The sequence below is a fragment of the Pseudoclavibacter sp. 8L genome (genome assembly GCF_902506465.1).
Classification (GTDB): domain Bacteria; phylum Actinomycetota; class Actinomycetes; order Actinomycetales; family Microbacteriaceae; genus Pseudoclavibacter.
In genome coordinates this window covers 1,903,231-1,923,452 of record NZ_LR733186.1, presented here as the reverse complement: position 1 = coordinate 1,923,452, position 20,222 = coordinate 1,903,231, and the positions used below count along the sequence as shown (strand labels likewise).

Annotated in this window: 23 protein-coding genes; 6 read left to right on the top strand and 17 right to left on the bottom strand. The window is 69.8% G+C overall.

Going from position 1 to position 20,222, the window contains the following annotated elements; translation table 11 throughout:
- Positions 1-11 precede the first annotated feature (11 nt).
- From GV007_RS15745 to fdhD, 14 genes are all read right to left on the bottom strand, one after another.
- Entirely contained in the window at positions 12-1,304 is a 1,293-nt protein-coding gene (locus GV007_RS15745; protein WP_160074036.1) for a M20 family metallo-hydrolase, read from the bottom strand.
- Positions 1,301-2,275: an NAD(P)-dependent oxidoreductase gene (locus tag GV007_RS15740; RefSeq protein ID WP_160074034.1), complete on the bottom strand. Its 975-nt coding sequence runs from the start codon at positions 2,273-2,275 to the stop codon at positions 1,301-1,303. The genes GV007_RS15745 and GV007_RS15740 overlap by 4 nt, the downstream gene beginning before the upstream one ends.
- A gap of 10 nt (positions 2,276-2,285) precedes the next feature.
- A complete protein-coding gene (locus GV007_RS15735) occupies positions 2,286-3,074 on the bottom strand; it encodes an amino acid ABC transporter ATP-binding protein (RefSeq protein WP_328809503.1) in 789 nt (262 codons plus the stop codon).
- Positions 3,074-4,039 (bottom strand): amino acid ABC transporter permease, encoded by a 966-nt coding sequence (locus tag GV007_RS15730; protein WP_104242195.1) that lies wholly within the window; start codon positions 4,037-4,039, stop codon positions 3,074-3,076. The genes GV007_RS15735 and GV007_RS15730 overlap by 1 nt, the downstream gene beginning before the upstream one ends.
- 41 nt (positions 4,040-4,080) lie before the next feature.
- Positions 4,081-4,971 carry an ABC transporter substrate-binding protein gene (locus GV007_RS15725; RefSeq protein ID WP_104242197.1) on the bottom strand — a complete coding sequence of 297 codons (891 nt, stop codon included), beginning with the start codon at positions 4,969-4,971 and terminating at the stop codon, positions 4,081-4,083.
- Positions 4,972-5,143: 172 nt separating this feature from the next.
- The gene (locus tag GV007_RS15720) at positions 5,144-5,737 is read right to left on the bottom strand and encodes a helix-turn-helix domain-containing protein (RefSeq protein WP_160074032.1); all 594 of its coding nucleotides are present in this window, start codon (positions 5,735-5,737) and stop codon (positions 5,144-5,146) included.
- Entirely contained in the window at positions 5,734-7,410 is a 1,677-nt protein-coding gene (locus GV007_RS15715) for a thiamine pyrophosphate-binding protein (protein ID WP_160074030.1), read from the bottom strand. Before GV007_RS15715 ends, GV007_RS15720 begins: the two co-directional genes overlap by 4 nt.
- 3 nt (positions 7,411-7,413) lie before the next feature.
- On the bottom strand, positions 7,414-8,427 hold the full coding sequence (locus GV007_RS15710; protein WP_104331405.1) for a dimethylarginine dimethylaminohydrolase family protein: 1,014 nt from the start codon (positions 8,425-8,427) through the stop codon (positions 7,414-7,416).
- A 194-nt stretch (positions 8,428-8,621) separates the two neighbouring features.
- Complete coding sequence (locus GV007_RS15705; protein ID WP_160074028.1) at positions 8,622-9,089, bottom strand: SRPBCC domain-containing protein; 468 nt, start codon at positions 9,087-9,089, stop codon at positions 8,622-8,624.
- Between the two features lie 135 nt (positions 9,090-9,224).
- Positions 9,225-10,778, bottom strand: a complete 1,554-nt coding sequence (locus tag GV007_RS15700) for an MDR family MFS transporter (RefSeq protein ID WP_104242206.1) — start codon at positions 10,776-10,778, stop codon at positions 9,225-9,227.
- 56 nt (positions 10,779-10,834) lie between these two features.
- Positions 10,835-11,581: a molybdate ABC transporter substrate-binding protein gene (gene modA / locus GV007_RS15695; RefSeq protein WP_160074026.1), complete on the bottom strand. Its 747-nt coding sequence runs from the start codon at positions 11,579-11,581 to the stop codon at positions 10,835-10,837.
- Positions 11,582-11,663: 82 nt separating this feature from the next.
- Positions 11,664-12,077 carry a TOBE domain-containing protein gene (locus GV007_RS15690; protein WP_160074024.1) on the bottom strand — a complete coding sequence of 138 codons (414 nt, stop codon included), beginning with the start codon at positions 12,075-12,077 and terminating at the stop codon, positions 11,664-11,666.
- A gap of 87 nt (positions 12,078-12,164) precedes the next feature.
- On the bottom strand, positions 12,165-12,650 hold the full coding sequence (locus tag GV007_RS15685) for a hypothetical protein (protein WP_160074022.1): 486 nt from the start codon (positions 12,648-12,650) through the stop codon (positions 12,165-12,167).
- Positions 12,641-13,543: a formate dehydrogenase accessory sulfurtransferase FdhD gene (gene fdhD, locus GV007_RS15680; protein ID WP_160074020.1), complete on the bottom strand. Its 903-nt coding sequence runs from the start codon at positions 13,541-13,543 to the stop codon at positions 12,641-12,643. Before fdhD ends, GV007_RS15685 begins: the two co-directional genes overlap by 10 nt.
- 199 nt (positions 13,544-13,742) lie before the next feature.
- Between fdhD and GV007_RS15675 the strand changes: the two genes are divergently transcribed.
- From GV007_RS15675 to GV007_RS15650, 6 genes are read left to right on the top strand one after another with little or no spacing between them, the layout of a single operon-like run.
- Complete coding sequence (locus tag GV007_RS15675) at positions 13,743-14,996, top strand: HesA/MoeB/ThiF family protein (RefSeq protein ID WP_160074018.1); 1,254 nt, start codon at positions 13,743-13,745, stop codon at positions 14,994-14,996.
- Positions 14,993-16,252: a molybdopterin molybdotransferase MoeA gene (locus GV007_RS15670; RefSeq protein ID WP_160074016.1), complete on the top strand. Its 1,260-nt coding sequence runs from the start codon at positions 14,993-14,995 to the stop codon at positions 16,250-16,252. Before GV007_RS15675 ends, GV007_RS15670 begins: the two co-directional genes overlap by 4 nt.
- 2 nt (positions 16,253-16,254) lie before the next feature.
- Positions 16,255-16,728, top strand: coding sequence for a cyclic pyranopterin monophosphate synthase MoaC (moaC, locus tag GV007_RS15665; RefSeq protein WP_104331413.1), 474 nt, complete (start codon positions 16,255-16,257; stop codon positions 16,726-16,728).
- Positions 16,710-17,585, top strand: a complete 876-nt coding sequence (mobA, locus tag GV007_RS15660) for a molybdenum cofactor guanylyltransferase (protein ID WP_160074014.1) — start codon at positions 16,710-16,712, stop codon at positions 17,583-17,585. Before moaC ends, mobA begins: the two co-directional genes overlap by 19 nt.
- Positions 17,582-17,863 (top strand): DUF6457 domain-containing protein, encoded by a 282-nt coding sequence (locus GV007_RS15655; protein WP_160074012.1) that lies wholly within the window; start codon positions 17,582-17,584, stop codon positions 17,861-17,863. Before mobA ends, GV007_RS15655 begins: the two co-directional genes overlap by 4 nt.
- The gene (locus GV007_RS15650) at positions 17,860-18,108 is read left to right on the top strand and encodes a MoaD/ThiS family protein (RefSeq protein ID WP_160074010.1); all 249 of its coding nucleotides are present in this window, start codon (positions 17,860-17,862) and stop codon (positions 18,106-18,108) included. The genes GV007_RS15655 and GV007_RS15650 overlap by 4 nt, the downstream gene beginning before the upstream one ends.
- A gap of 15 nt (positions 18,109-18,123) precedes the next feature.
- Here the strand turns inward: GV007_RS15650 and moaA are convergent, their stop codons facing one another.
- From moaA to GV007_RS15635, 3 genes are read right to left on the bottom strand one after another with little or no spacing between them, the layout of a single operon-like run.
- A complete protein-coding gene (moaA, locus tag GV007_RS15645; RefSeq protein ID WP_160074008.1) occupies positions 18,124-19,242 on the bottom strand; it encodes a GTP 3',8-cyclase MoaA in 1,119 nt (372 codons plus the stop codon).
- Positions 19,239-19,661 (bottom strand): molybdenum cofactor biosynthesis protein MoaE, encoded by a 423-nt coding sequence (locus GV007_RS15640; RefSeq protein WP_160074006.1) that lies wholly within the window; start codon positions 19,659-19,661, stop codon positions 19,239-19,241. The genes moaA and GV007_RS15640 overlap by 4 nt, the downstream gene beginning before the upstream one ends.
- Positions 19,658-20,179 carry a MogA/MoaB family molybdenum cofactor biosynthesis protein gene (locus tag GV007_RS15635; protein WP_160074004.1) on the bottom strand — a complete coding sequence of 174 codons (522 nt, stop codon included), beginning with the start codon at positions 20,177-20,179 and terminating at the stop codon, positions 19,658-19,660. The genes GV007_RS15640 and GV007_RS15635 overlap by 4 nt, the downstream gene beginning before the upstream one ends.
- Positions 20,180-20,222: the final 43 nt, after the last annotated feature.

Sequence of the window (20,222 nt, the reverse complement as noted above, 5' to 3'; positions counted from 1 at the left end):
GCGGGGCAGGGTCAGGAGAGGTGGCCTGCGACGAGGCGCCGCACGACTCCGGTGAGGACGTCGAGGCCGGCGACGAGGTCGGCGGGCTCCGTGTACTCCCCCTCGTTGTGCGAGATGCCGTCGACGGAGGGCACGAACAGCATGACCGTCGGCACGAGCTCCTTCATGTTCGTCGAGTCGTGGCCGGCGACGGTCATGATCTCGTCGTTCGAGAGGCCGAGTTCCTCGGCGACGGAGCGGGCCAGGTCGACGCCGGCTGGCTGGTACGGGTTGACGTCCCACGAGTGCGACAGGGTGCGCTCGATCTCGACGTGGGCCTTCGCCTCGATCTCCGCGAAGCGCGCGTCCAGGAGGGCGTTCGCCTCGGCGAGCAGGGCTTCGTCGTCGCTGCGCAGGTCGAGCAGCAGCGTCACCTCGCTCGCGACGACGACGGGCGAGTTCGGGTAGACGTCGAGCTGCCCGACGGCGGTGTGCAGCTTGCCGGGGAAGCGGTCGGTGAGCTCGCGCGCGAAGACGACGAGCAGGGAGGCGCCGTAGAGCGCATCCTTGCGGTCTTCCATGACGGTTGCTCCCGAGTGGGCCTGCTCGCCCTTGACGACCACCCGGTACTTGCTGGCAGCCCAGGTCGCGGTGACGAGTCCGATGGTCGTGCCGGCGTTCTCGAGCAGGCGGCCCTGCTCGATGTGGATCTCGGCGCACAGCGCCGCGACGGGGCCGGTGCCCTCGCCGAGGAAGCCGGTGGGCCGCAGCGCCTCCTCAACGCTGATGCCAGCCTTGTCGCGGACGGCGAGGGCCTTCTCGAGCGGCAGCACGCCGGTGTAGACGGAGGATCCCATCATGGAGGGCACGAAACGCGAGCCCTCCTCGTTGAACCAGTTGACGACGGCGACGTTGTACTTCACGCCGTCGATGCCGCCGGCGGCCGCCTCGTCGGCGATGCGGAACGCCGCGTGCGCCGCGGCGAGCACGCCGTAGGCGCCGTCGTACTTGCCGGCTGTCGGCTGCGAGTCCATGTGCGAGCCGATGAGCACGAACGGCGCGCCAGGCACGAGCTCGAGCAGCCCGAACTGGTTGCCGATCCGGTCGTACTCGACGGTGAAGCCGCGCCCTTCGAGCAGCGCCTGGAACCAGCGGCGCTGCTCGTTGTCGGCGTCGCTCGCGGCCTGGCGGTCGACGCCGCCATGCCCCGTCGCCCCGAATTCGCCCATCGTGTCGAAGTCGCGCAGGAAGCTCTCGTGGGCGGCGGCCGGGGTGGATGCTGTGGCGTCTGCCTGCGAGTGCGGCAGGCCGGGCTTGTCTGTCATGGAGTGCTCCCGGTGGGGTCGGCTGGTGCGCCGAGCTCGGCGATGATGTTGAGCGCTGGCTGCGATTCGTAGCCGGCGAGTGCCGCGTCCGACCACCAGGCCGTGTGCGGAGTGATGAGGGTGCCAGGGTCGGTGCGCATGGCGTCGCTTGGGTGCGGGGGCTCCCCGTCGAGGACGTCGGCGGCATAGGTACGCAGGGAGCCGTCAGCCAGGGCGGCCTGAACTGCGGCCTCGTCGACGAGGCCCGCCCGCGAGACGTTGACGACGACGGCGCCGTCCGGCAGGAGGGCGAGCGCCTCAGCGCCGATGATGCCCCTCGACTCGAGGGTGAGCGGCAGGTGGAGACTCAACGAGTCGGACGCGCGCAGGAGCTCCTCGAGGGAGCCGACGAGCTCGACGCCGTCCGGTGCCGCCTGCGCGTAGGGGTCGAAGGCGAGGATGCGACCGAAGCTGGGGCGCGCGATCTCGGCGAGCCTGCCGCCGATGCGGCCGAGCCCGACAAGACCGAGCGTGAGCGTGCTGAGGCGTCGAGGCACGCGGAGGCGCTCGGTGGCCTCGTCAGTCCACTCTCCGCTGCGCACGAGCTGCAGGCTTCGAAGCAGGGAGCGCTCGGCGGCGAGCAGCAGCGTGAGCGCGTGCGCCGCGACCTCCTCCGTCGCGACCCCAGCGAGGGTCACGATCTTCACGCCTCTGGCGGCGGCCGCATCCGCGTCGATCATGTCGGTGCCGACGGAGCTCGTCGCGAGGAGCCGGAGCGATGGGAGCTGCGCGAGCACGTCCGCCGTGATGCGGGCGTAGCCGACGACCGCGGCGACGGCGGCGAGGTGCTCGCGGGGCACGATCGCGTCGAGTCCCGGTGAGGTCGGCAGCTCGAGGTGGGCGGTTGCGTAGCCCGCTTCCCGCAGGAGCCTCGAGGCGGGCTCCTGCGAGAGGTCGGTCGTGTCGGTGAAGATCACCAGTGGACGCGTCATGTCAGCTCGCTCACTTGAGCACGCGCGCCAGGAAGCGCTTCGTGCGTTCGTGCCTGGGGTTCTGGATGACGTCCTCCGGGGCGCCCTCCTCGACGATGACGCCGCCGTCCATGAACACGACACGGTCGCAGACGTCGCGCGCGAAGCCGATCTCGTGCGTGACGACGACCATGGTCATGCCCTCCTTGGCGAGCTTCGTCATGACCTGCAGCACCTCGCCGACGAGCTCCGGGTCGAGTGCCGAGGTGGGCTCGTCGAAGAGCAGCACGCTGGGCTTCATGGCGAGCGCACGGGCGATCGCGACCCGCTGCTGCTGCCCGCCGGAGAGCTGCGACGGGTAGTTGTCGCCCTTGTCGGCGAGGCCGACCTGCTCGAGCAGCTCCTTGGCGGCTGCGATGGCCGCCGACTTCTTGTGTCCGAGGATCTGCACGGGCGACTCGATGATGTTCTCGATCGCCGTCATGTGCGGGAACAGGTTGAAGCGCTGGAAGACCATGCCGATGTCGCGACGGCGCTTCGCGATCTCGTTCGGCCGCAGCTCGTAGAGCTTGCCGTTCTTCTCCTTGTAGCCGACGGGCTCCCCCGCCACCCTGATGACGCCGCGGTCGGCGGTCTCGAGGTGGTTGAGGCAGCGCAGGAGCGTCGACTTCCCGGAGCCCGATGGCCCGAGGATGCTGACGACCTCGCCGGCGTGCACGTCGAGCGAGATGTCCTTGAGCACTTCGACGCTGCCGAACGACTTCGCGACGTTGCGCAGCTCGATCATGGGTGCGGCGGATGTGGATGCGGATGCGGGCATCAGCGGATTGCCTCTCTGCTTGTTCCTGCAGACCTGCGGTTGGGCAGAATCGAGGTGAGCACTCGCTTCCACACGGGTTCCGGGGTCGTGAAGCCGCGGGACTTGCCGAGCTTGCGCTCGAGGAAGCCCTGGCCGATGCTCGCGATCGAGGTGAGGATCAGGTACCAGATGCTCGCGACGAGCAGCATCTCCATGCGGCTGAAGTCGGCGGCGCCGATCTGCTGCGCTCTCGTGAGGAGGTCTCCAGCACCGATGACCGACACGAGCGACGTCTCCTTGAGGAGCGTGACGAGCTCATTGCCCATGGGCGGCACGATGGAGCGCAGCGCCTGCGGGAGGATGATGCGGAACATGATCTTGCCCTGCGTCATGCCGAGCGCCTCGGCCGCCTCCTTCTGGCCCGGGTCGATGGAGATGATGCCGCCGCGGATGATCTCCGACATGTAGGCGGACTCGTTGGCCGCGAGGCCGAGGACGGCCGCGGTGAGCGGCAGGATGAGGGCGTTGGTGTCGAGCTGGATGAAGATCAGGTCGATCTGCGGGAAGAACAGCGCGAGGTTGAACCAGATGAGGATCTGCACCAGGATCGGCGTCCCGCGGAAGATCCACACGAATCCGCTCGAGATGGCACGAAGCACTCCGTTGCTGGAGATGCGCATGACGGCGAGGGTGATGCCGCCGATGATGCCGAGGATCATGCTCACCACGGTCAGCATGATGGTGATGAGGAGGCCCTGCATGATGGCCTCTGCGAAGACTCTCGAGCCGACCTTCTCCCAGCGGATGCTCGATCCCGTCGCGACGTCGTAGACAAGCTTCGCGAGGAAGAGGAGCACGATCGCGGCGAAAATCCATTGGCCGTAGTGCCGCAGCGGGACGATTTTGGGGGCGTCGGCCGCGGGCGCGGCGGGGGCGGTGGTGACCGCTCCCGTCGCGCCCGTGGAGGGGCCGGTCGAGGTGTTCACTGTTCTTCAGCTCCGTTGTTGTTCGTCAGTCTCCGCGGGGCCTATTCGGCGCCGTTGATGGTGACTTCCTCGACGGCTCCGCCTTCCTGACCGTGGGAGGTCAGGATCTCGGTGTAGGTGCCGTCGTCGATGAGGGACTGGACCGCCGCCTGGATGGCTGCGCTCAGCTGGTTGTCCTTCGCGACCGCCATGCCGAGGGGCTCTGGCTGGAAGGGCTCCTCGTTGGCGAGCTCGAAGCCGCTTGCCTGCTCGACGTTGTAGCTCGCGACCGGGTACTGGCTGACCGACGCTGCTGCGCGGCCGGACTGCACCTGGATGAGGGCGTCGTTGTCGGTGGCCTGCGCGGAGATCTCGATGGGGCTCGATGCGCAGATGTCGGTGTTGAAGGCTTCGAGGATGCCCTGCTGCGCGGAGTCGCGGAGCACGGAGACAGCCTTGCCGCAGAGGTCGGCCTCGGCGGTGATGCCCTCCGGGTTGCCTTCTGCGACGACGATGCCCTGGCCGGCGTTGAAGTAGTCGACGAAGTCGTAGTTCTCCTGGCGCTCCGGGGTGTCGGTCATGGCGGCGACGACGACGTCGTAGCGTGCCGTGTCGAGCGACGGGAGGAGCGTGTCGAATGCGACGTTCTCGATCTGCACCTCGAGGCCGAGCTTCTGCCCGACGGCCTTGATGAGGTCCATGTCGAGACCGATGACGGTGGCACCGTCGGCGTCGAGGTACTCGTAGGGCGGGTAGTACGCCTCGGTGCCGACCGTGAGGGTGCCGGCGTCGGCGATCTCCTGCGGGAGGAGCGCGACAGCCGCCTCGTCGACGGCGACCTCGGAGACGTCGGCCTCCGGGGCGTCACCGGACGAGCATCCGGCGAGCAGTGCGGTGAGGGCGACGAACGAGGCGCCAGCCAGGCCCGCCTTCATGAGCTTCTTGGATGCCATGTGAATTTCTCCTTCTCTTGATCACCAGCAGTGATCATCTGTAGGCAACATGCGTAATCTAGGAGGCAACTTGCCGCCGGAGGCGCCAAGTCACGCAGGGTTTACAAGGGCGTTACGTGCCGAGCGATCGCTCGGTCTGTGCCGGTGAACGACAGTAGTGGGTCGGGCAAGGTCAGGTCGTGCCTCCCCACGCGGCAGGGGCGAGCACCCAGAGGAGCTCGACCCCCTCGGTCGAGTCGCGCGTGTGCCACGTGTGCGGCTCGCGACCGTCGAGCGTTATCGAGTCCCCGGATTCGAGGTCCCACGTCTCCGAGGCGAGCACCACCGTGATCGACCCGCGCAGCACGTGCAGGAAGTCGACCTCGCAGTTCACGGAGTACAGCTCCTCCCCGCCTGTTCCGGACATGCCGGCGTCGACGCGGGAGCGCACGACCTGGAAGCGCGGGTCGTTGCGGGGGCTGAGCAGGCGCTCGTACACGTTGGTGCCGCCGAGGTTGATCTGCGGTGCGTCGTCGAAGCGGACGAGCTGCGCATCCGGTGCGCTGAAGAGCTCGCCGACCTCGATGTTGAGCACGTCGCAGAGCAGCACGAGCGTGGAGACGCTCGGCGACGTCTGGTCGCGCTCGACGCGGCTGAGGAAGCTCTTGCTGAGCCCCGTCGCACTGGCGAGCTGCTCGATCGTCATCTGGCGAAGCTGGCGCACCGACCGGAGCCTGCCGCCGATGGCGGCGGGCTCGTTGCGCGGCACGACGGGCAGGGCTCTCATCGGTGGACCGCCGGCCGGTGCGTGTGGGTCGCCTCGAACAGCTCGAGGGTGGCGGGCAGCACAAGCACGCGGGGTCCGGGGGTGCGGATGCTCGCGGCGAGCTCGTCGGCGAGCGTGTCCAGCTCCACGGCCCTCGACTCGATGCCGAACGCACGCGCCACCGCCAGGTAGTCAGGGCCCGTGAGCTCGGTCGCCGTGGCTCGCCCGTATGCCTCGTTCATGTAGCCGCGCAGCACGCCGTAGCCGCCGTCGTCGACGACCAGCCAGGTCACGCTGAGCTGCGACTGCGCGAGTGTGGACAGCTCGGCAACACCGTAGAGCCCTCCGCCGTCGCCGGAGATCGCGACGACGGGGGCGCCGTTCGGCGTCTCGCGCGAGCGGGAGGCGAAGGAGGCGCCGATGGCCGCCGGCAGCCCGAAGCCGAGCCCGCCGCACTGCCCGTTCTCGTACACGCCGCCGCGCGCATCCCACGCCGACCAGGCCCAGTAGGCGCTGATCGTCATGTCCCAGAAGGTTGCGACCTCGTCGGGGATGGCCGAGCGCAGGGTGTCCATGAGCTCCCGCTCCGTGGCGAGGGGCTGCGCGTCGAGCCTGCTCCGCACGGTTGCGAGGAGCTCGTCGATGGCGGGGCGCGCATCCGCTCGCTCTCCGAGCTCGCTCGCGCGGAGGCGGTCGAGGACTCCCTGGAGCGCCAGGCCGGCATCGGAGCGGAGCGTGATCGTGCCCTCGTGGTTCGCGCCGAGCACACGTGCGTCGGCGTCGACGTGGATGACGGTGCCCGTCGGGGCGAGTCGGAAGTAGTTCGACGAGAGTTCGCTCAGGCCCGTGCCGACGACGAGCAGCACGTCGGCGGCTTCGAGGAACTCGGTGGTCGCGATGTCCTCGATCCACCCCTCGGCCGAGAGCGGATGCGCCCACGGGAAGGCGCTGCGCCCGCCGTAGGTCGTGACGACGGGGGCCTGCAGCTGCTCGGCGAGCTGCTCGAGCAGCTCCCCGGCGCCGGAGCGGACGACGCCGCCGCCCGCGTAGATGCGCGGCGTCGAGGACTCGACGAGGAGCCTCGCGACGGCGTCGAGCTGCGCACCCGTGGCCTCTGGAGCGAGCGCGTACGCCTCCGCCGCGAGGCCGCCGAGCTGCCCGTCCACGAGTTCGACGCTCGCCTGCTGCACGTCGTGCGGCACCTCGACGTAGACGGGGCCAGCCGGGGCGCTCTGCGCCGTGCGCCACGCCTCGACGAGGGTCGGCACGATCTGGTCGACCGAGCGGATGCTCCACGTGCCCTTGGCGATGCCGCGGAAGTGCGACTCCTGGTCGCGCAGCTCGTGCAGGTAGCCGTGGGCCTGGCCGCCGATGCCGGGGGTCGGCACCTGCGCCGAGATGAGCAGCACGGGCGAGCTCGCCGTCGCCGCCTCCTGCAGACCGGGAAGCGCCGTCAGCGCTCCGGGGCCGGCCGAGAGCAGGAGCGGGGTGACGGTTCCGGTGACGCGTGCGTGCCCGTCCGCCATGAACGCCGCGTTGTTCTCGACTCGCGCGCCGAGGTAGTCGAGCGACGAGTCGCCGAGCGCGTCGAACATGGGCAGCGCGTGCTGGCCGGGCAGGCCGACCACTCGCTCAGCGCCGAGCGCCTCGAGCGTTCGGATGACGAGCTCTCCGCCGGTGACCTTCTCTGACATCGCTTACCAGTCCCTCTGGAGTTCCATCGTCGAGCAGTGCAGCCCGCCGCCGTTCTTGTTGATCTCGCGGTAGGTGACGGGGATGATCTCCACGCCGTACTTCGAGTTGAGGAGCTCAGCCGTGCGCGGCAGGTGCGAGGGGAAGAGCAGCTTGCGGCGGTCGAGGGTGAGGAGGTTGCAGGCCCAGTCCTCCTGGGGTGCGACGTCGACGGTCTCGATGCCGAGCTTCCAGAGCGCGTCGAGGAAGTCGTAGGGGGCGATGCGCGAGTTCACGAGCGCGAGGTCGTCGTCGAGCATGGCGCAGCAGAGGTCGAGGTGGATCTGGTAGCCGGGCATCTGCGAGTGGACGAGCTCGATGCCCTGCTCCTCGAGGATGTTCCTGAGCTGACGGTACCCCTCGACGTTGCAGCGCACGGAGGTGCCGAAGAACGCGAGGTCGGGGCGAACCTTGATGAAGCTGCCGCCCTCCACGAGGCCTGTGCCCGTGATCGTGCCGAGGATCGGCATGCCCTGGGCCGCAACGGTCTGCGTGATCGACTGCTCCTCGCCTCGCCGCATGCGTGGTGCGAGGCGGCCGATGATCGCGCCGCCGGGGATCGTGACGAGCGGGTCGCGAGTGAAGACCGACTTCGTGAAGCTGGGGGCGAGGTCGGGGGCCATGACGACCTCGACCTCGTTGTCCTCGAGCACCTTCACGAAGCTGTCGAACTCGCTGTGCAGCTTCTCGAGGTCGGGGAACTCGCGGCCAGACCAGTACCAGCGGCGGTCCGGGTCGACGTAGGCGCCAATCTCGGGCATCCAGGTCGATTCCCCCGCCTTCTCGACGGCTTCGAGGCCGGCGCTGGGGCGGCGCATCATGATGGTGCGGAGGCGTCCGACCTCGTCCTGTGCACCCCACTTGCGGCCCCAGTAGGCGGGCAGCTCGGAGTCGGCGAGGAAGCCGGGTTCAGCCTCAGGGCCGAGGAGGCGGTGGAAGGCGCCGTCTGACATCTCGAGGGTGGGGTCGACGTCGGTCATGTGAAAACCTTTCGTGGTCGCGTCGTTGCGACTCCGAGAAGTTTCGCTCACGACATCATGCGTTGTCTAGTGCGAAACTACGGTTGCTCGTTTCCGAGCACGTGACGCCCATGTTTCGAGCCCGTAACTTCTGCTGAGTCCAAGCACGATGCCGCGCCCGTCACACAGCAGCGGGATCAGAGCGAGCAACGGGATCAGAGCAGCGGGATCTCCTCTGCCGGGGCCTCGCCGAGTGCCTCTCGCAGCAGCGGCAGCGCCGCCGTCCAGGCCATCGTCTCGATCTCGGCCGACGTCGAATCCGCAGCGAGCCCTTCGAGCCCCTCGAAACCCGAATGGCGCACGGTCAGCGCAGACCCGCCGTCTGCCGGCTCGATCGTGAACTCGACGACGGTGCTGTTCTGCGGCTGAGGGTCCTCCTCCGGAACCGCGGCGAGGCGGTAGCCGAAGCGACGAGGCGACTCCACGAGCGTCACCTCGCCGCGGAACGTGCCGTGCTCCGGCCAGTGGACGGCGAGCACTCCCCCGGGCTCGGCCTCGATCGTCGCGCCTCCGAACGCGTACCAGCTCGCAAACGACTCCTGCTCCGTGAGCATGGCCCAGAGCCGCTCCGGTGCGGCCTCGAAAGTGATGGACTTCTCGACGATCTCGGGCGCGTCAGCCATGGTCGCTCCTCAGCTCGGTGGATGTTCGACTCCCCATCTTCGCAAATCTCGAGAGGAAGATCTTCCGGGCGGGGACGAACGGAGGGCCCGGCGCCAGAAGTCTCTGGTGCCGGGCCCTCCGTCTGCTGAGCAGGCTCAGTGACCCATCGGGATCTCCGCGTCGGCGCGCTTCGGCGTCGACTTCACGAAGAACGTGCCGACGATGGTGACGAGCGAGATGCACGCACCCACGAGGAAGGCAGAGTGGATGCCCTGCGCCTCAGCCGAGATGGGGGCGAGGCCCTCACCGGCCGCCGCGAGCGTCGAGTTGGCCATGACGACGACGAACATCGCCGTGCCTGCGGCTCCGGCCAGCTGCTGCGCCGTGGTCACGACGGCGGAGCCGTGCGAGTACCTCGACTTGGGCAGGTCGCCGAGCGCGCTTGTCATGAGCGGCGTGAACATGAGCGCGAGGCCGATCGAGAGGGTGACGTGGGCGGCGATGACCATCCACTGCTCGGAGTTCTCGCCGAGCATCGTCATGCCCCAGATCGCCGTGCTCACGACGAGCGAGCCGGGGATGATGAGCGGCTTGGTGCCGAACCGGTCGAAGAGACGGCCGACGAACGGCGCGAGCAGACCCATCGTGAGGCCACCGGGCAGCAGGGTGAGGCCGGCGCGGAGGGTGTCGTAGCCGAGCACCTCCTGCATGTAGATGGGCAGCAGGATGATCGTGCCGAACAGCGACATGAAGCTCACCGCGAGGAGGATGAGCGACACCGTGAACTGGCGGCTCGTGAAGACGCGCAGGTCGAGGAGCGCGGAGTCCGTCTTCTGGCGCGCGATCTGGCGCCAGATGAATGCGCCGAGCGCGAGAACGCCGACGAGGATCGGGACGAACGCGGGGACGACGGCCGTCGCCGAGCTCTCGCCGAGCCCGGAGAAGCCGTAGACGAGGCCGCCGAACGCGAAGGCGGAGAGGATGACGGAGAGCACGTCGATCTTCGCCTGGCGCGGCTCGGTGACGTTCTTGATGAACAGGGCTCCGAGGACAAGCGCGACGATGGCGATCGGAAGGACGAAGCCGAACATCCAGCGCCACTCGAAGACCTGCAGGATGAGGCCGGAGACCGTCGGTCCGATTGCGGGTGCGACCGAGATGACGATGGAGATGTTGCCCATCGTGCGGCCACGACGCTCCGGCGGGACCATGTTGAGCACGGTCGTCATGAGCAGCGGCATCATGATGGCGGTACCGGAGGCCTGCACGATGCGGCCGAGGAGCAGGACCTCGAAGCCGGGCGCGAGGAAGCAGAGCAGCGTTCCGAGCGAGAAGAGGATCATCGCCGCCATGAACACCTGGCGCACGTGGAACCGCTGCAGCAGGAACCCCGTGATGGGGATGACGACGGCCATGACCAGCATGAAGGCGGTCGTAAGCCACTGGCCGGTCGCCAGCGGGATGCCGAGGTCGGCGTTGAGGGCCGGCAGCGCCACGCCCATGATCGTCTCGTTGAGGATGACGACAAACGCGGAGACGAGCAGGAGTGGGATCACGAAGCGAGTGCGCGGGTCCGCGCCGAGCTCGCTCGTGGAGGCGGCTGCGCCCGCGGATGCGGACTCAGCTGGGGTCGGTTCGGCGTCGCGTGTCGCGGTGCGCGAGTCGGTCACAGTACTCCTTGAGAGGTTCAGATCTTGGCGCGCGGGCATGCCCGCACGGTCGGGGTTAACGCCGCGACCGCCCTCCGCATTCCCCGGCGCGTCGCTCACGTCATGCTGAGGAAGCCGGCCTCATCGAACACCTCGACGCCTCGCGCCGTGAGGATGAACTCGGTGAAGGCGGCGGCCGCCTCCGGATTGGGCGCAGCCTTGAGCGGGACGATGCCGTAGTTGTTGACCGCGTCGAGCGCCTCGGGGAACTCGATCGCAGTGACCTCGCTCGCTGCGGCCTTCGCGTCGCTCGCGTAGACGAGTCCGGCATCGGCCTCGCCGAGACGCACCTTCGTGAGCACCGCCTTGACGTCGCTCTCCTTGGTGTCGGGCTTCGGAACGATGTCGTTCTGCTCGAACAGCTTGGCGCTCGCGGCGCCGCAGGGAACCTTCGCCGCGCACACGGCGATCTTCAGCGTGGGGTCGGCGAAGTCCTCGAGGCCCGTGACGCCGGCCGGGTTACCCTTGGGCGTCACGATGACCAGCGCGTTGCGAGTGAACGTCGCGGGGGTCCATTCGACGAGTCCCGCATCCACGACCGTCTTCATCGTCGCGTCATCGGCGGAGGCGAAAACGTCGACGGGAGTGCTGCCGGCCACGATCTCGTCCGCGAGCGTCGAGCTGCCGCCGAAGTTCAGGGTCACGGTGACTCCGGGGTGCTCCGCTTCGAACTCCCCAGCGAGCTGCGTGAACGTCTCGGTGAGCGAGGATGCGGCATACACGGTGACGTTGCCGGTCGGGCCGGTCTCGCTGGGTGACGGAGACACGGACGCCTCGCCGGAGGGCCCAGTCGGGGCTGCCATCGGAGCACACCCCGCGAGCGTGCCCAGGACAAGGATCCCGAGGGCGGCAGCGACGGACCGGAGCGTTCCTGGTCTCCGCTTCCTAGGCACTGTGCACTCCTTCGATTCCCACGTTCGTCGCCTTCACGCTGGCCACGACGAGGCTCCCGACCTCGAGCCCGAGCTCGTCGACGGCCTCGCGTGACACGAGCGACACGATCCTGAAGGGGCCCGCCTGCACCTCGACCTGGGCCATGACGGTGTCGAGCGTCAGCTTGGTGACGATGCCTCGCATCCGGTTGCGGGCGGATGCTGGCGGCAGCTCGGCCGAGTCGGCTCTGGCGTCGCCGTCGGCGAGTTCCTTGGCAAGGGCCGCGAGCTGAGCGCCCGCGACGGTCTTCGCGCCGGCGTCTCCCTGCAGGTCGAGGCGGCCGCTTGCACCCCAGCGACGAACGGTGTCGTCACTGACCCCGAGGAGCGATGCGGCCTCGCTGACCCGGTATCGCTGTTCTGCCATGCGGGCATCTTCTCACGCGCTCCCGCATGTGCGTGGTCAGCGCTCTGGTGCGAACCGCAGCTGCGCTTGTCGGGCCGCTGATGCTCGCTAGCGCAGGATCTCGACGAGCAGCACCCACGCGTTGAGCGTCGCCCCGGCGAAGGTGAGGAGGAAGCCCGCGGCGACCCAGTACAGGGCACCGTCCGATGCCCCGAAGGCGAGCACCCCTCCGACGATCATGGGCAGCAGCTGGAGGATGCTCCAGAGTGCGCGCAGCACGTGATCCCGCAGGTGCCCGTGAGGGTTCCTGAAGCCGATGACGCTCGTGCGCCAGTAGAGCACGGCCACGACGAGGGTGAAGGCGAGCGTGACTGCGCCGAACGCCGGAAGACTGATGGCGGGGATGAGACCTGCCGCACCGACGATGACGATGAGGAGCAGCGAGGCGATCGTCGCCCCGGCCCTGGATGGCATGCTCTCGATCGCGATGATGGTCGCGACGTTGACGGACATGGCGACGATGATGAGGCCCGCGAGCGCGGCGCCGGCGCCCACCGTCGCCACGAAGAAGCTCTCCCAGCTCGCTAGCTCCATGCTCCCGCCCCGGCCTCTGCGTCGGTCTCAGCTTCTGCGTCGAGCGCTGCTTCCTCGGCAGCCAGGATGCGGTCGGGGCGCGAGTAGATGACCATCGACTCCCCGCGAAGGAACCCGATGAGGGTCATGCCGCTGGCCTCAGCCAGGTCGGCGGCGAGCGATGAGGGGGCTGAGACGGCCGCGAGGATGGGGATGCCCGCCATCTTGGCCTTCTGGACGAGCTCGAAGCTCGATCGGCCGGAGACCTGCAGCACTGTCCCGGTGAGCGGGAGCCGGTCGTTCTGCACCGCCCAGCCGACGACCTTGTCGACGGCGTTGTGCCGTCCGACGTCCTCGCGCAACACGAGGAGATCGCCGGTCGCGGCGTCGAAGAGCGCCGCCGCGTGCAGGCCGCCGGTCTTCTCGAACACCTCCTGCTGTTCCCTGAGCTTGTCGGGGAACGTCACGAGTCGAGCCGCCTGGAGTGTGACGGGGTCGCGGGCCACGTCGTAGTTCGAGGTCAGCTCGACGGCGTCGATGCTCGCCTTGCCGCAGAGCCCGCAGGAGCTCGTGGTGTAGAAGTTGCGCGCGAGGTCGGGGTCAGGTGGCGGGGTCTCAGCGGAGAGGCGGACGTCGAGCACGTTGTAGGTGTTGAGACCATCCGCGCTCCCGTCGGCACCGGCGCAGTACATCGCCGAGCGGAACTGCTCGCCGCGTGAGATGACGCCCTCGGAGACGAGGAAGCCTGCCGCGAGCTCGAAGTCGTTGCCCGGGGTGCGCATCGTGATCGCCAGCTGCTGTCCGCCGACGCGGATCTCGAGAGGCTCTTCGGCCGCGAGGAAGTCGGCCTTCCTGCTCGGGGGCTTCCCGAGGCTCAGGCGTGTGACGCTCCGTCGCACCGTGATCCGACCCACGCCATCATGCTAGCTCGCCGCGCGCAGCCGCGCCCGCCCACCATTCCTGCCGAAAGCGCACTTATGGTCGTCATTCCTCGCGGATGGCGACCACAAGTCAGCCCTGGGCGGCGTGTGCGGCGAGCGTCGCGGGCGCGAGGTGGACCGGGCAGGGTCGCCTGCCGGTTGGCTGCGCGGGATGCGGCGGTAGGGTGACGCCATGCGCCTCGCACCGCTTGTCGAACCGTCCCCAGAACTCCGGGGCGACGAGCTCGCCCGAACCGCTCGACAGCGCCGCCTGCCCGAGCTCGGCGAGATCGGGCAGCGCCGCCTCGCCGCCAGCCGGGTCGCGGTCCTGGGAGCCGGGGGCCTCGGCGCTCCGGCGCTGCAGTACCTCGCGGCGGCGGGGGTCGGCACGATCGGGATCATCGACGCGGATGCGGTCGAGCCGAGCAACCTGCACCGGCAGGTCATCCACGGCATCGACGACGTCGGCGCTCGCAAGACCGCGAGCGCCGCGCGCAGCCTCCGGCGCCTCGCGCCAGAGGTGACGGTCGTGGAGCACGATGAGCGCCTCGATGGGACGAGCGCCGAGCGCATCCTCGGGGGCTACGACCTCGTGCTCGACGGCGCCGACAACTTCCCGACGCGCTACGCCGTGGCCGACGCGTGCACGAGCCTCGGCCTGCCGCTCGTGTGGGGCTCCGTGCTGCGTTTCGACGCGCAGCTCACCGTGTTCTGGTCGACGCCGCCGGCGCCTGCGAAGGGCGTCACCCTGCGCGACGTGTTCCCCGAGCCGCCACCGGAGGGCTCGGTGCCGTCGTGTGCCGAGGCGGGTGTGCTCGGCGCGCTCTGCGGCGTCGTGGGCTCGATGATGGCGACCGAGGCGATCAAGCTCATCACCGGGATCGGCGAGGTGCTGCTCGGCAGGCTCCTCGTCGTCGAGGCGCTCACGATGCGCGTCTCCGAGGTGCCGCTCCGAGCAACCGATCACGCCGCCCGCGACCACGTGGCAGGCACCACTGCCAAACGGACAGCAAGCTCGCGGCCGCCGACAGCATCGCCCGCTCCGGAGGAGGACCGAACAGCCCCGCAGGCGAGGCCGGCCCCGCTCGACTTCGATCCGGTTCGGGACTCGCGCGGCCAGCTGATCGACGTGCGCGAGCCGGACGAGTACGCCGTAGATGCGCTGCCAGGCGCCCAGTCGCTGCCGCTCAGCGAGCTGCTCCAGCTGGAACGTGAGCCGGAGGTGCTGAGAACGCGACTTCTCGGGCTCGCGGGAGGGCACCCGGGCACGCGGGATGCCCCGTTCAACCTCTACTGCGTCTCCGCCGCGAGGGCCAGGCGGGCGGCGCTGCTCCTCGCGCCGCACGGTTTCGACGTGCGAGTGGTGCAGACACCTCAGCTGCAGGTGCTGCGAGCCTCCAGCGGCACACTCGGAGTGGATGCGTCTCAGACGGGGGCACGGGCATGATCGAGGTCGAGACGCAGCTTGCACGCGTGCTGGGCGAGTCCCGCCAGCTTCCGAACGACACCGTTCCGCTGGCGGCAGCCCACGGCAGGTACCTGGCGGAGAGCCTCGTATCGCGATACGCGCTGCCACCCTGGACGAACTCAGCTATGGACGGCTACGCGGTCCGCTCGGACGACGTGGCCGCAGCGAGCCCCGAGTCGCCGGTGATCCTCGACGTCGTGGCCGACCTTCCAGCGGGCACCGCCTCCGACCCCTCCCTCGCGAGCGGACAGGCCGCCCGCATCATGACCGGCGCCCCCGTCCCGGCGGACGCCGATGCGATCGTGCCCGTCGAGGCGACCGACGGCGGTGAGCGGCGGGTGAGCATCACCGCCCCGGCGAAGCGCGGCGTGCACATCCGCTCGGCCGGCGAGGACCGCCAGCCCGGAGACCCGCTCGTCACCGCAGGGTCGCGCGGGAGCGCCGAGGTGCTCTCCGCACTGGCCTCGGCCGGGTACGGCACGGTCTCCGTCGCGCGACGCCCGCGCGTCGCCGTGATCGCCACAGGAAGCGAGCTCGTCGCGCCAGGCGAGGCGCTCGATCGCGGGCAGATCCCCGACTCGAACTCGCTCCTCATCTCCTCCCTGGCCATCGAGCACGGAAGCGAGCTCGTCGACGTCGTCCGAGTGTCCGACGAGGTCACCGAACTGGAAGCCGCACTGCAGGCGCTCGCGGGCCGCTGCGACGTGATCGTGCTCACCGGCGGCGTGAGCATGGGCGCCTACGACCCCGTCAAGGAGCTCCTCTCCCCTGGCGGCCAGGTGCGGTTCGAGAAGGTCGCGATGCAGCCAGGCAAGCCGCAGGGCTTCGGTCGCCTCGCCGAGCCGTGGGTCGGCGAGGGCGAGCTCGGCCCCCTCGTCTTCGGCCTCCCAGGCAACCCCGTCAGCGCCTGGGTGTCGTTCCTCGTCTTCGTCCGTCCGTGCCTGCGCGCCCTGCAGGGAGCCTCGGTCGTCGAGGACCCGCGCCTCAGCGCGCGCGCCGCGACCGGCTGGCGCACGCCGCCCGGGCGCCGCCAGTACCTGCCGGCGCGCATCCGCACCACCGACTCGGGGGTCGTGGTCTCGCCGGCCGCCGCGCGGGGCTCGGGTTCGCACCTCGTGGGCAGCCTCGCCGACGCGAACGGCTACGCCATCGTGGATGCGCGTGTCGAGCGGGTTGAAGAGGGCGACGTCGTGCAGGTGGTCCGCCTGATGTCGGACGTGGGTGCCAGACTCTGACCATGACGAACTTCACGCACCTCGACGCAGCCGGCCACGCACGGATGGTCGACGTCACCGAGAAGCAGCCGACAGTGCGGGCCGCGACGGCATCCGGCATGGTCTACTGCGGCGCCGACGTGCTCGAGGCCCTCACCAACGACGCAGTGCCGAAGGGAGACGCGTTCGCCGTAGCGCGCATCGCCGGCATCCAGGGTGCTAAGAAGTGCGCTGAACTCCTGCCGCTCGCCCACATCATCGGCGTGCACGGCGCCACCGTCGATCTCGAGCTGCGAGGCGACGGCGTGCTCATCACGGCGACGGTGCGCACCGCCGACCGCACCGGCGTCGAGATGGAGGCCTTCACTGCCGTCTCGGTAGCAGCGCTCGCGCTGGTCGACATGGTCAAGGGCATCGACAAGTCGGTCACGATCGGAGACATCAAGCTCATCGCGAAGACGGGCGGGAAGTCGGGGCCGTGGAAGCGCGAGCAGTAGCGCCGCCGCCGCGCAGCCGCCGCCCGACCCCGGGTCTCGATGCGGTCATCCTCGCGGGTGGCCGCGGCTCCCGTCTCGGTGGCGTCAGCAAGGGCGATCTCGAGGTCGGGGGCAGGCGCCTCATCGACGTGGCGCTCGGCGCGGCTCACGACGCCGGCGCGATCCGCACCATCGTGGTCGGTGCGGTCGCCGTGGAGGCGCCCGCCGAGCTGATCCGCGAGGACCCCGCGTTCGGCGGCCCCGCAGCTGGCCTCGCGGCCGCCCTCCCCAGCGTGTCGGCGCCGTGGCTGCTCCTGCTCGCCTGCGACCTGCCCCGAGCTCCTGCGCTCGTCGAGCTGCTCACGGAGGCGAGCGGCCGCGGCCCGGCGGCGTCCGACGGTGAATCTGACAGTGAATCTGACTTTGACGGGGACGGCTCCCCGCCTGCCTCGGCCGTGGGGGCTGCCTCGGCACATGGCGTACCCGTGGGCGGCCCCGACGGATTCGTGGTCGTCGATAGCGATGGACGCCCGCAGTGGCTGGCCGGCATCTACCGCACGACAGCGCTCAGGCTCGCCCTCGAGCATGCGGCCGCAGCGTCCGGTGTGCACGGGCTGGCCCTCCGCCACGTCCTGGAGTCCCTCGCGCTGACCCGAGTGCCTGACCGGCGCGGCGCCAGCGCCGACATCGATACCCCAGAGCAGCTCGCAGCCGCACGCGCCGACGCGGCGATCGAAGCTTTCGACGCTGCCGGCACGGCCGGCTCGGTCGACTGGGTCGACTCGGTCGACTCGGTCGACTCGGTCGACGGCGCAGCCGAGCATGCCCGCGCCGCACAGCAGACCATCACCGCTCACGGAAAGGCCCAGAGACCATGACCGAGACTCCCAAGCACCTGCCACCGGAAGCACTCGACGCCTGGCTCGCCGAGGCCAAGCGCGTGCTCGAGATCGACGACGAGATCGACATCGCCGCGCTCCTCGACGTCGCGAAGGATGTCGCGCACAACGTCGCCAGGCCAGCGGCACCGCTCACGACCTTCGCGCTCGGGCTCGCCCTCGGCCGCCAGAGCTCCGCGGCCGACTCCCCCGAAGCCCTCAGCCGACTCGCTGAGCTCGTGACGGCTCGAGCGCTCTCCTGGGAGCAGGAGTCGTGAGCGCCCCGAGCCGCGTCCGCGTCTTCGCCGGAGCGGCGGAGGCTGTCGGTGGCAGCGACTTCACGATCGAAGCGGCGACGGTGGCCGCGCTCGTCCGCACGCTCAACCCCTCGGGCGACGCCCACATCGCAGAGGTGCTGTCCCGGTGCTCGTTCCTGATCGACGGAGTGCGGACCTCCGACGCCGACGCACCGATCTCGCCGGGCGCATCCGTCGACGTGCTGCCGCCCTTCGCGGGAGGCTGAAGCGACGCCGGGTCGTCAGCCGCCGATGGCGTTCATCCCACGAGCTGGCTGCAGGAAGCTCGGGTCGTTGATGGCGTGCCCGGGCAGCTTGTTGTGGATGCACGAGCGCAGCAGGCCGTCGATCGCGAGATCCGTGGCGGCGGCGCTCGCCGCGGTGTCGGCCGCTGCATCACCGTCGCCTGCGTTGGCGGCCTCGGCTCGGAGGATCGGCATGAGGTCGTACTCGCTCGTCGAGAACAGGCAGTTGCGCAGCTGACCGTCGGCGGTGAGGCGCAGGCGATCGCAGTTGCCGCAGAAGGGCGCCGTGACGGAGGCGATGACGCCGACCGTGTGCGGGCCGCCGTCGAGCGTCCACCGTTCGGCGGGGGCGCCGCCGCGGCCGGGCACGGGCTCGAGCGTGAACCTCGCGCCGAGCGACTCGAGGATCTCCTCGCGCGTCACCATCTGCGCGCGGTCCCAGGTGTGTCCGGCGTCGAGCGGCATCTGCTCGATGAAGCGCAGCTGCGCGTCGTGCTCCATGGCGAACTCCACGAGCTCGACGATCTCGTCGTCGTTCACGCCCCGCATCGCGACGGCGTTGAGCTTGAGGGGGCGCAGGGAGGAATTCTGGGCAGCGCGGATGCCGATGAGCACCTCGTCGAGCTTGTCTCGCCTGGTGAGCGCAGTGAAGCGCTCGCGTCTGATCGTGTCGATGGAGATGTTGAGCCTGTCGAGGCCGGCGTCGATGAGGTCGGGGAGCATCTGCGGGAGGCGGATGCCGTTGGTGGTCATCGCGACCTGGACGGGGCCATCCGGACCCCGGAGCTCGGAGATGCGCCGCACGACTTCCACGACGTCCGGACGCAGGAGCGGCTCGCCTCCGGTCAGCCGGAACGTGGTGATGCCGGAGGCCGCCGCGATCCGGGCGATGCGCACGATCTGCTCGGTGGAGAGGATGCTCGCCTTGGCCAGCCATTCGACGCCCTCGGCCGGCATGCAGTACGTGCACCGCAGCGAGCACTTGTCGGTGAGGGAGATGCGGAGGTCGCGGTGCACCCGGCCGTGCTTGTCGACGATCGGGTCGCCAGGCGCAGGCTCGAGCTGCGGCTCCACGAGCCTCGGGCGGCGTGCGATCGTGACAGGGACGCCGGTCATGGCAGACCCACCCAGGAGGTCGCGCCGTCGGCTTCGTGCTGCTGCTTCCAGATCGGCACCTCGGCCTTGACCGCCTCGACGAGGGCCCGGCTCACCTCGTAGGCGTCGCCGCGGTGCGCGCTGGCGACGCAGGCGATGAGGGCGATGTCGCCCACTCGGAGGTGTCCGATCCGGTGGCTCACGGCGACCCGCACGCCGTCACGGGCGTGGTGCGCGACGAGGCTCTCGAGGACGTGCTCGGCGTCGGGATGCGCGGTGTAGTCGAGTGAGACGACTCGTCCGCTCGCCTCGGGGTCGTGGTCTCGGATCTGGCCGACGAAGGTCACGACGGCGCCCGCGTGGGGATCCTCGACGGCGGCGAGGTGCTCGGCGAGGAGCAGCTCGTCGCTCGTGACTCGGGCGAGGGGGCTGGCACTCACGGAGTGTGATCTCCGCCTCGGAGCTGGTCCAGGATGTGCGGGATGAGCGGGGCCAGCAGCGCGACGCCGTCCCGTGCGGCGCCCGGTGAGCCGGCGAGATTGACGACGAGGCTCGGCGCTCCGCGCCCCGGTCGGTCGATGATGCCCGCGAGCCCGCGCGACAGCACGGCCGTCGGGACCCGGTCGCGGGCTGTCGCTCGCAGCGCTTCGGCGATGCCGGGAAGCTCGCGGGTGATGAGGGGCCAGGTGGCCTCAGGGGTCTCGTCGCGGGGCGAGAGGCCCGTGCCGCCGAGGGTGAGGATGATGTGCGCGTCCGAGTCCGCCGCGTGGGCGATGGCGTCACGGACAACCGTGGCTCCGTCGGGGACGACGCTGAGCGTCACCGCCGTGTAGCCGTGCCGGGCGAGCGCCTCGAGCGCCGCTGGACCCGAGAGGTCCTCGCGCTCGCCCCGCGAAGACCGATCCGAGACCGTGATGACGGCGATCGTGGCCTGCTGTGCTGGGGACGCTTCCTGCATGGATCGAGCGTACCCGCTCGTCTTGCCCGTCAGCCCAGCTCGA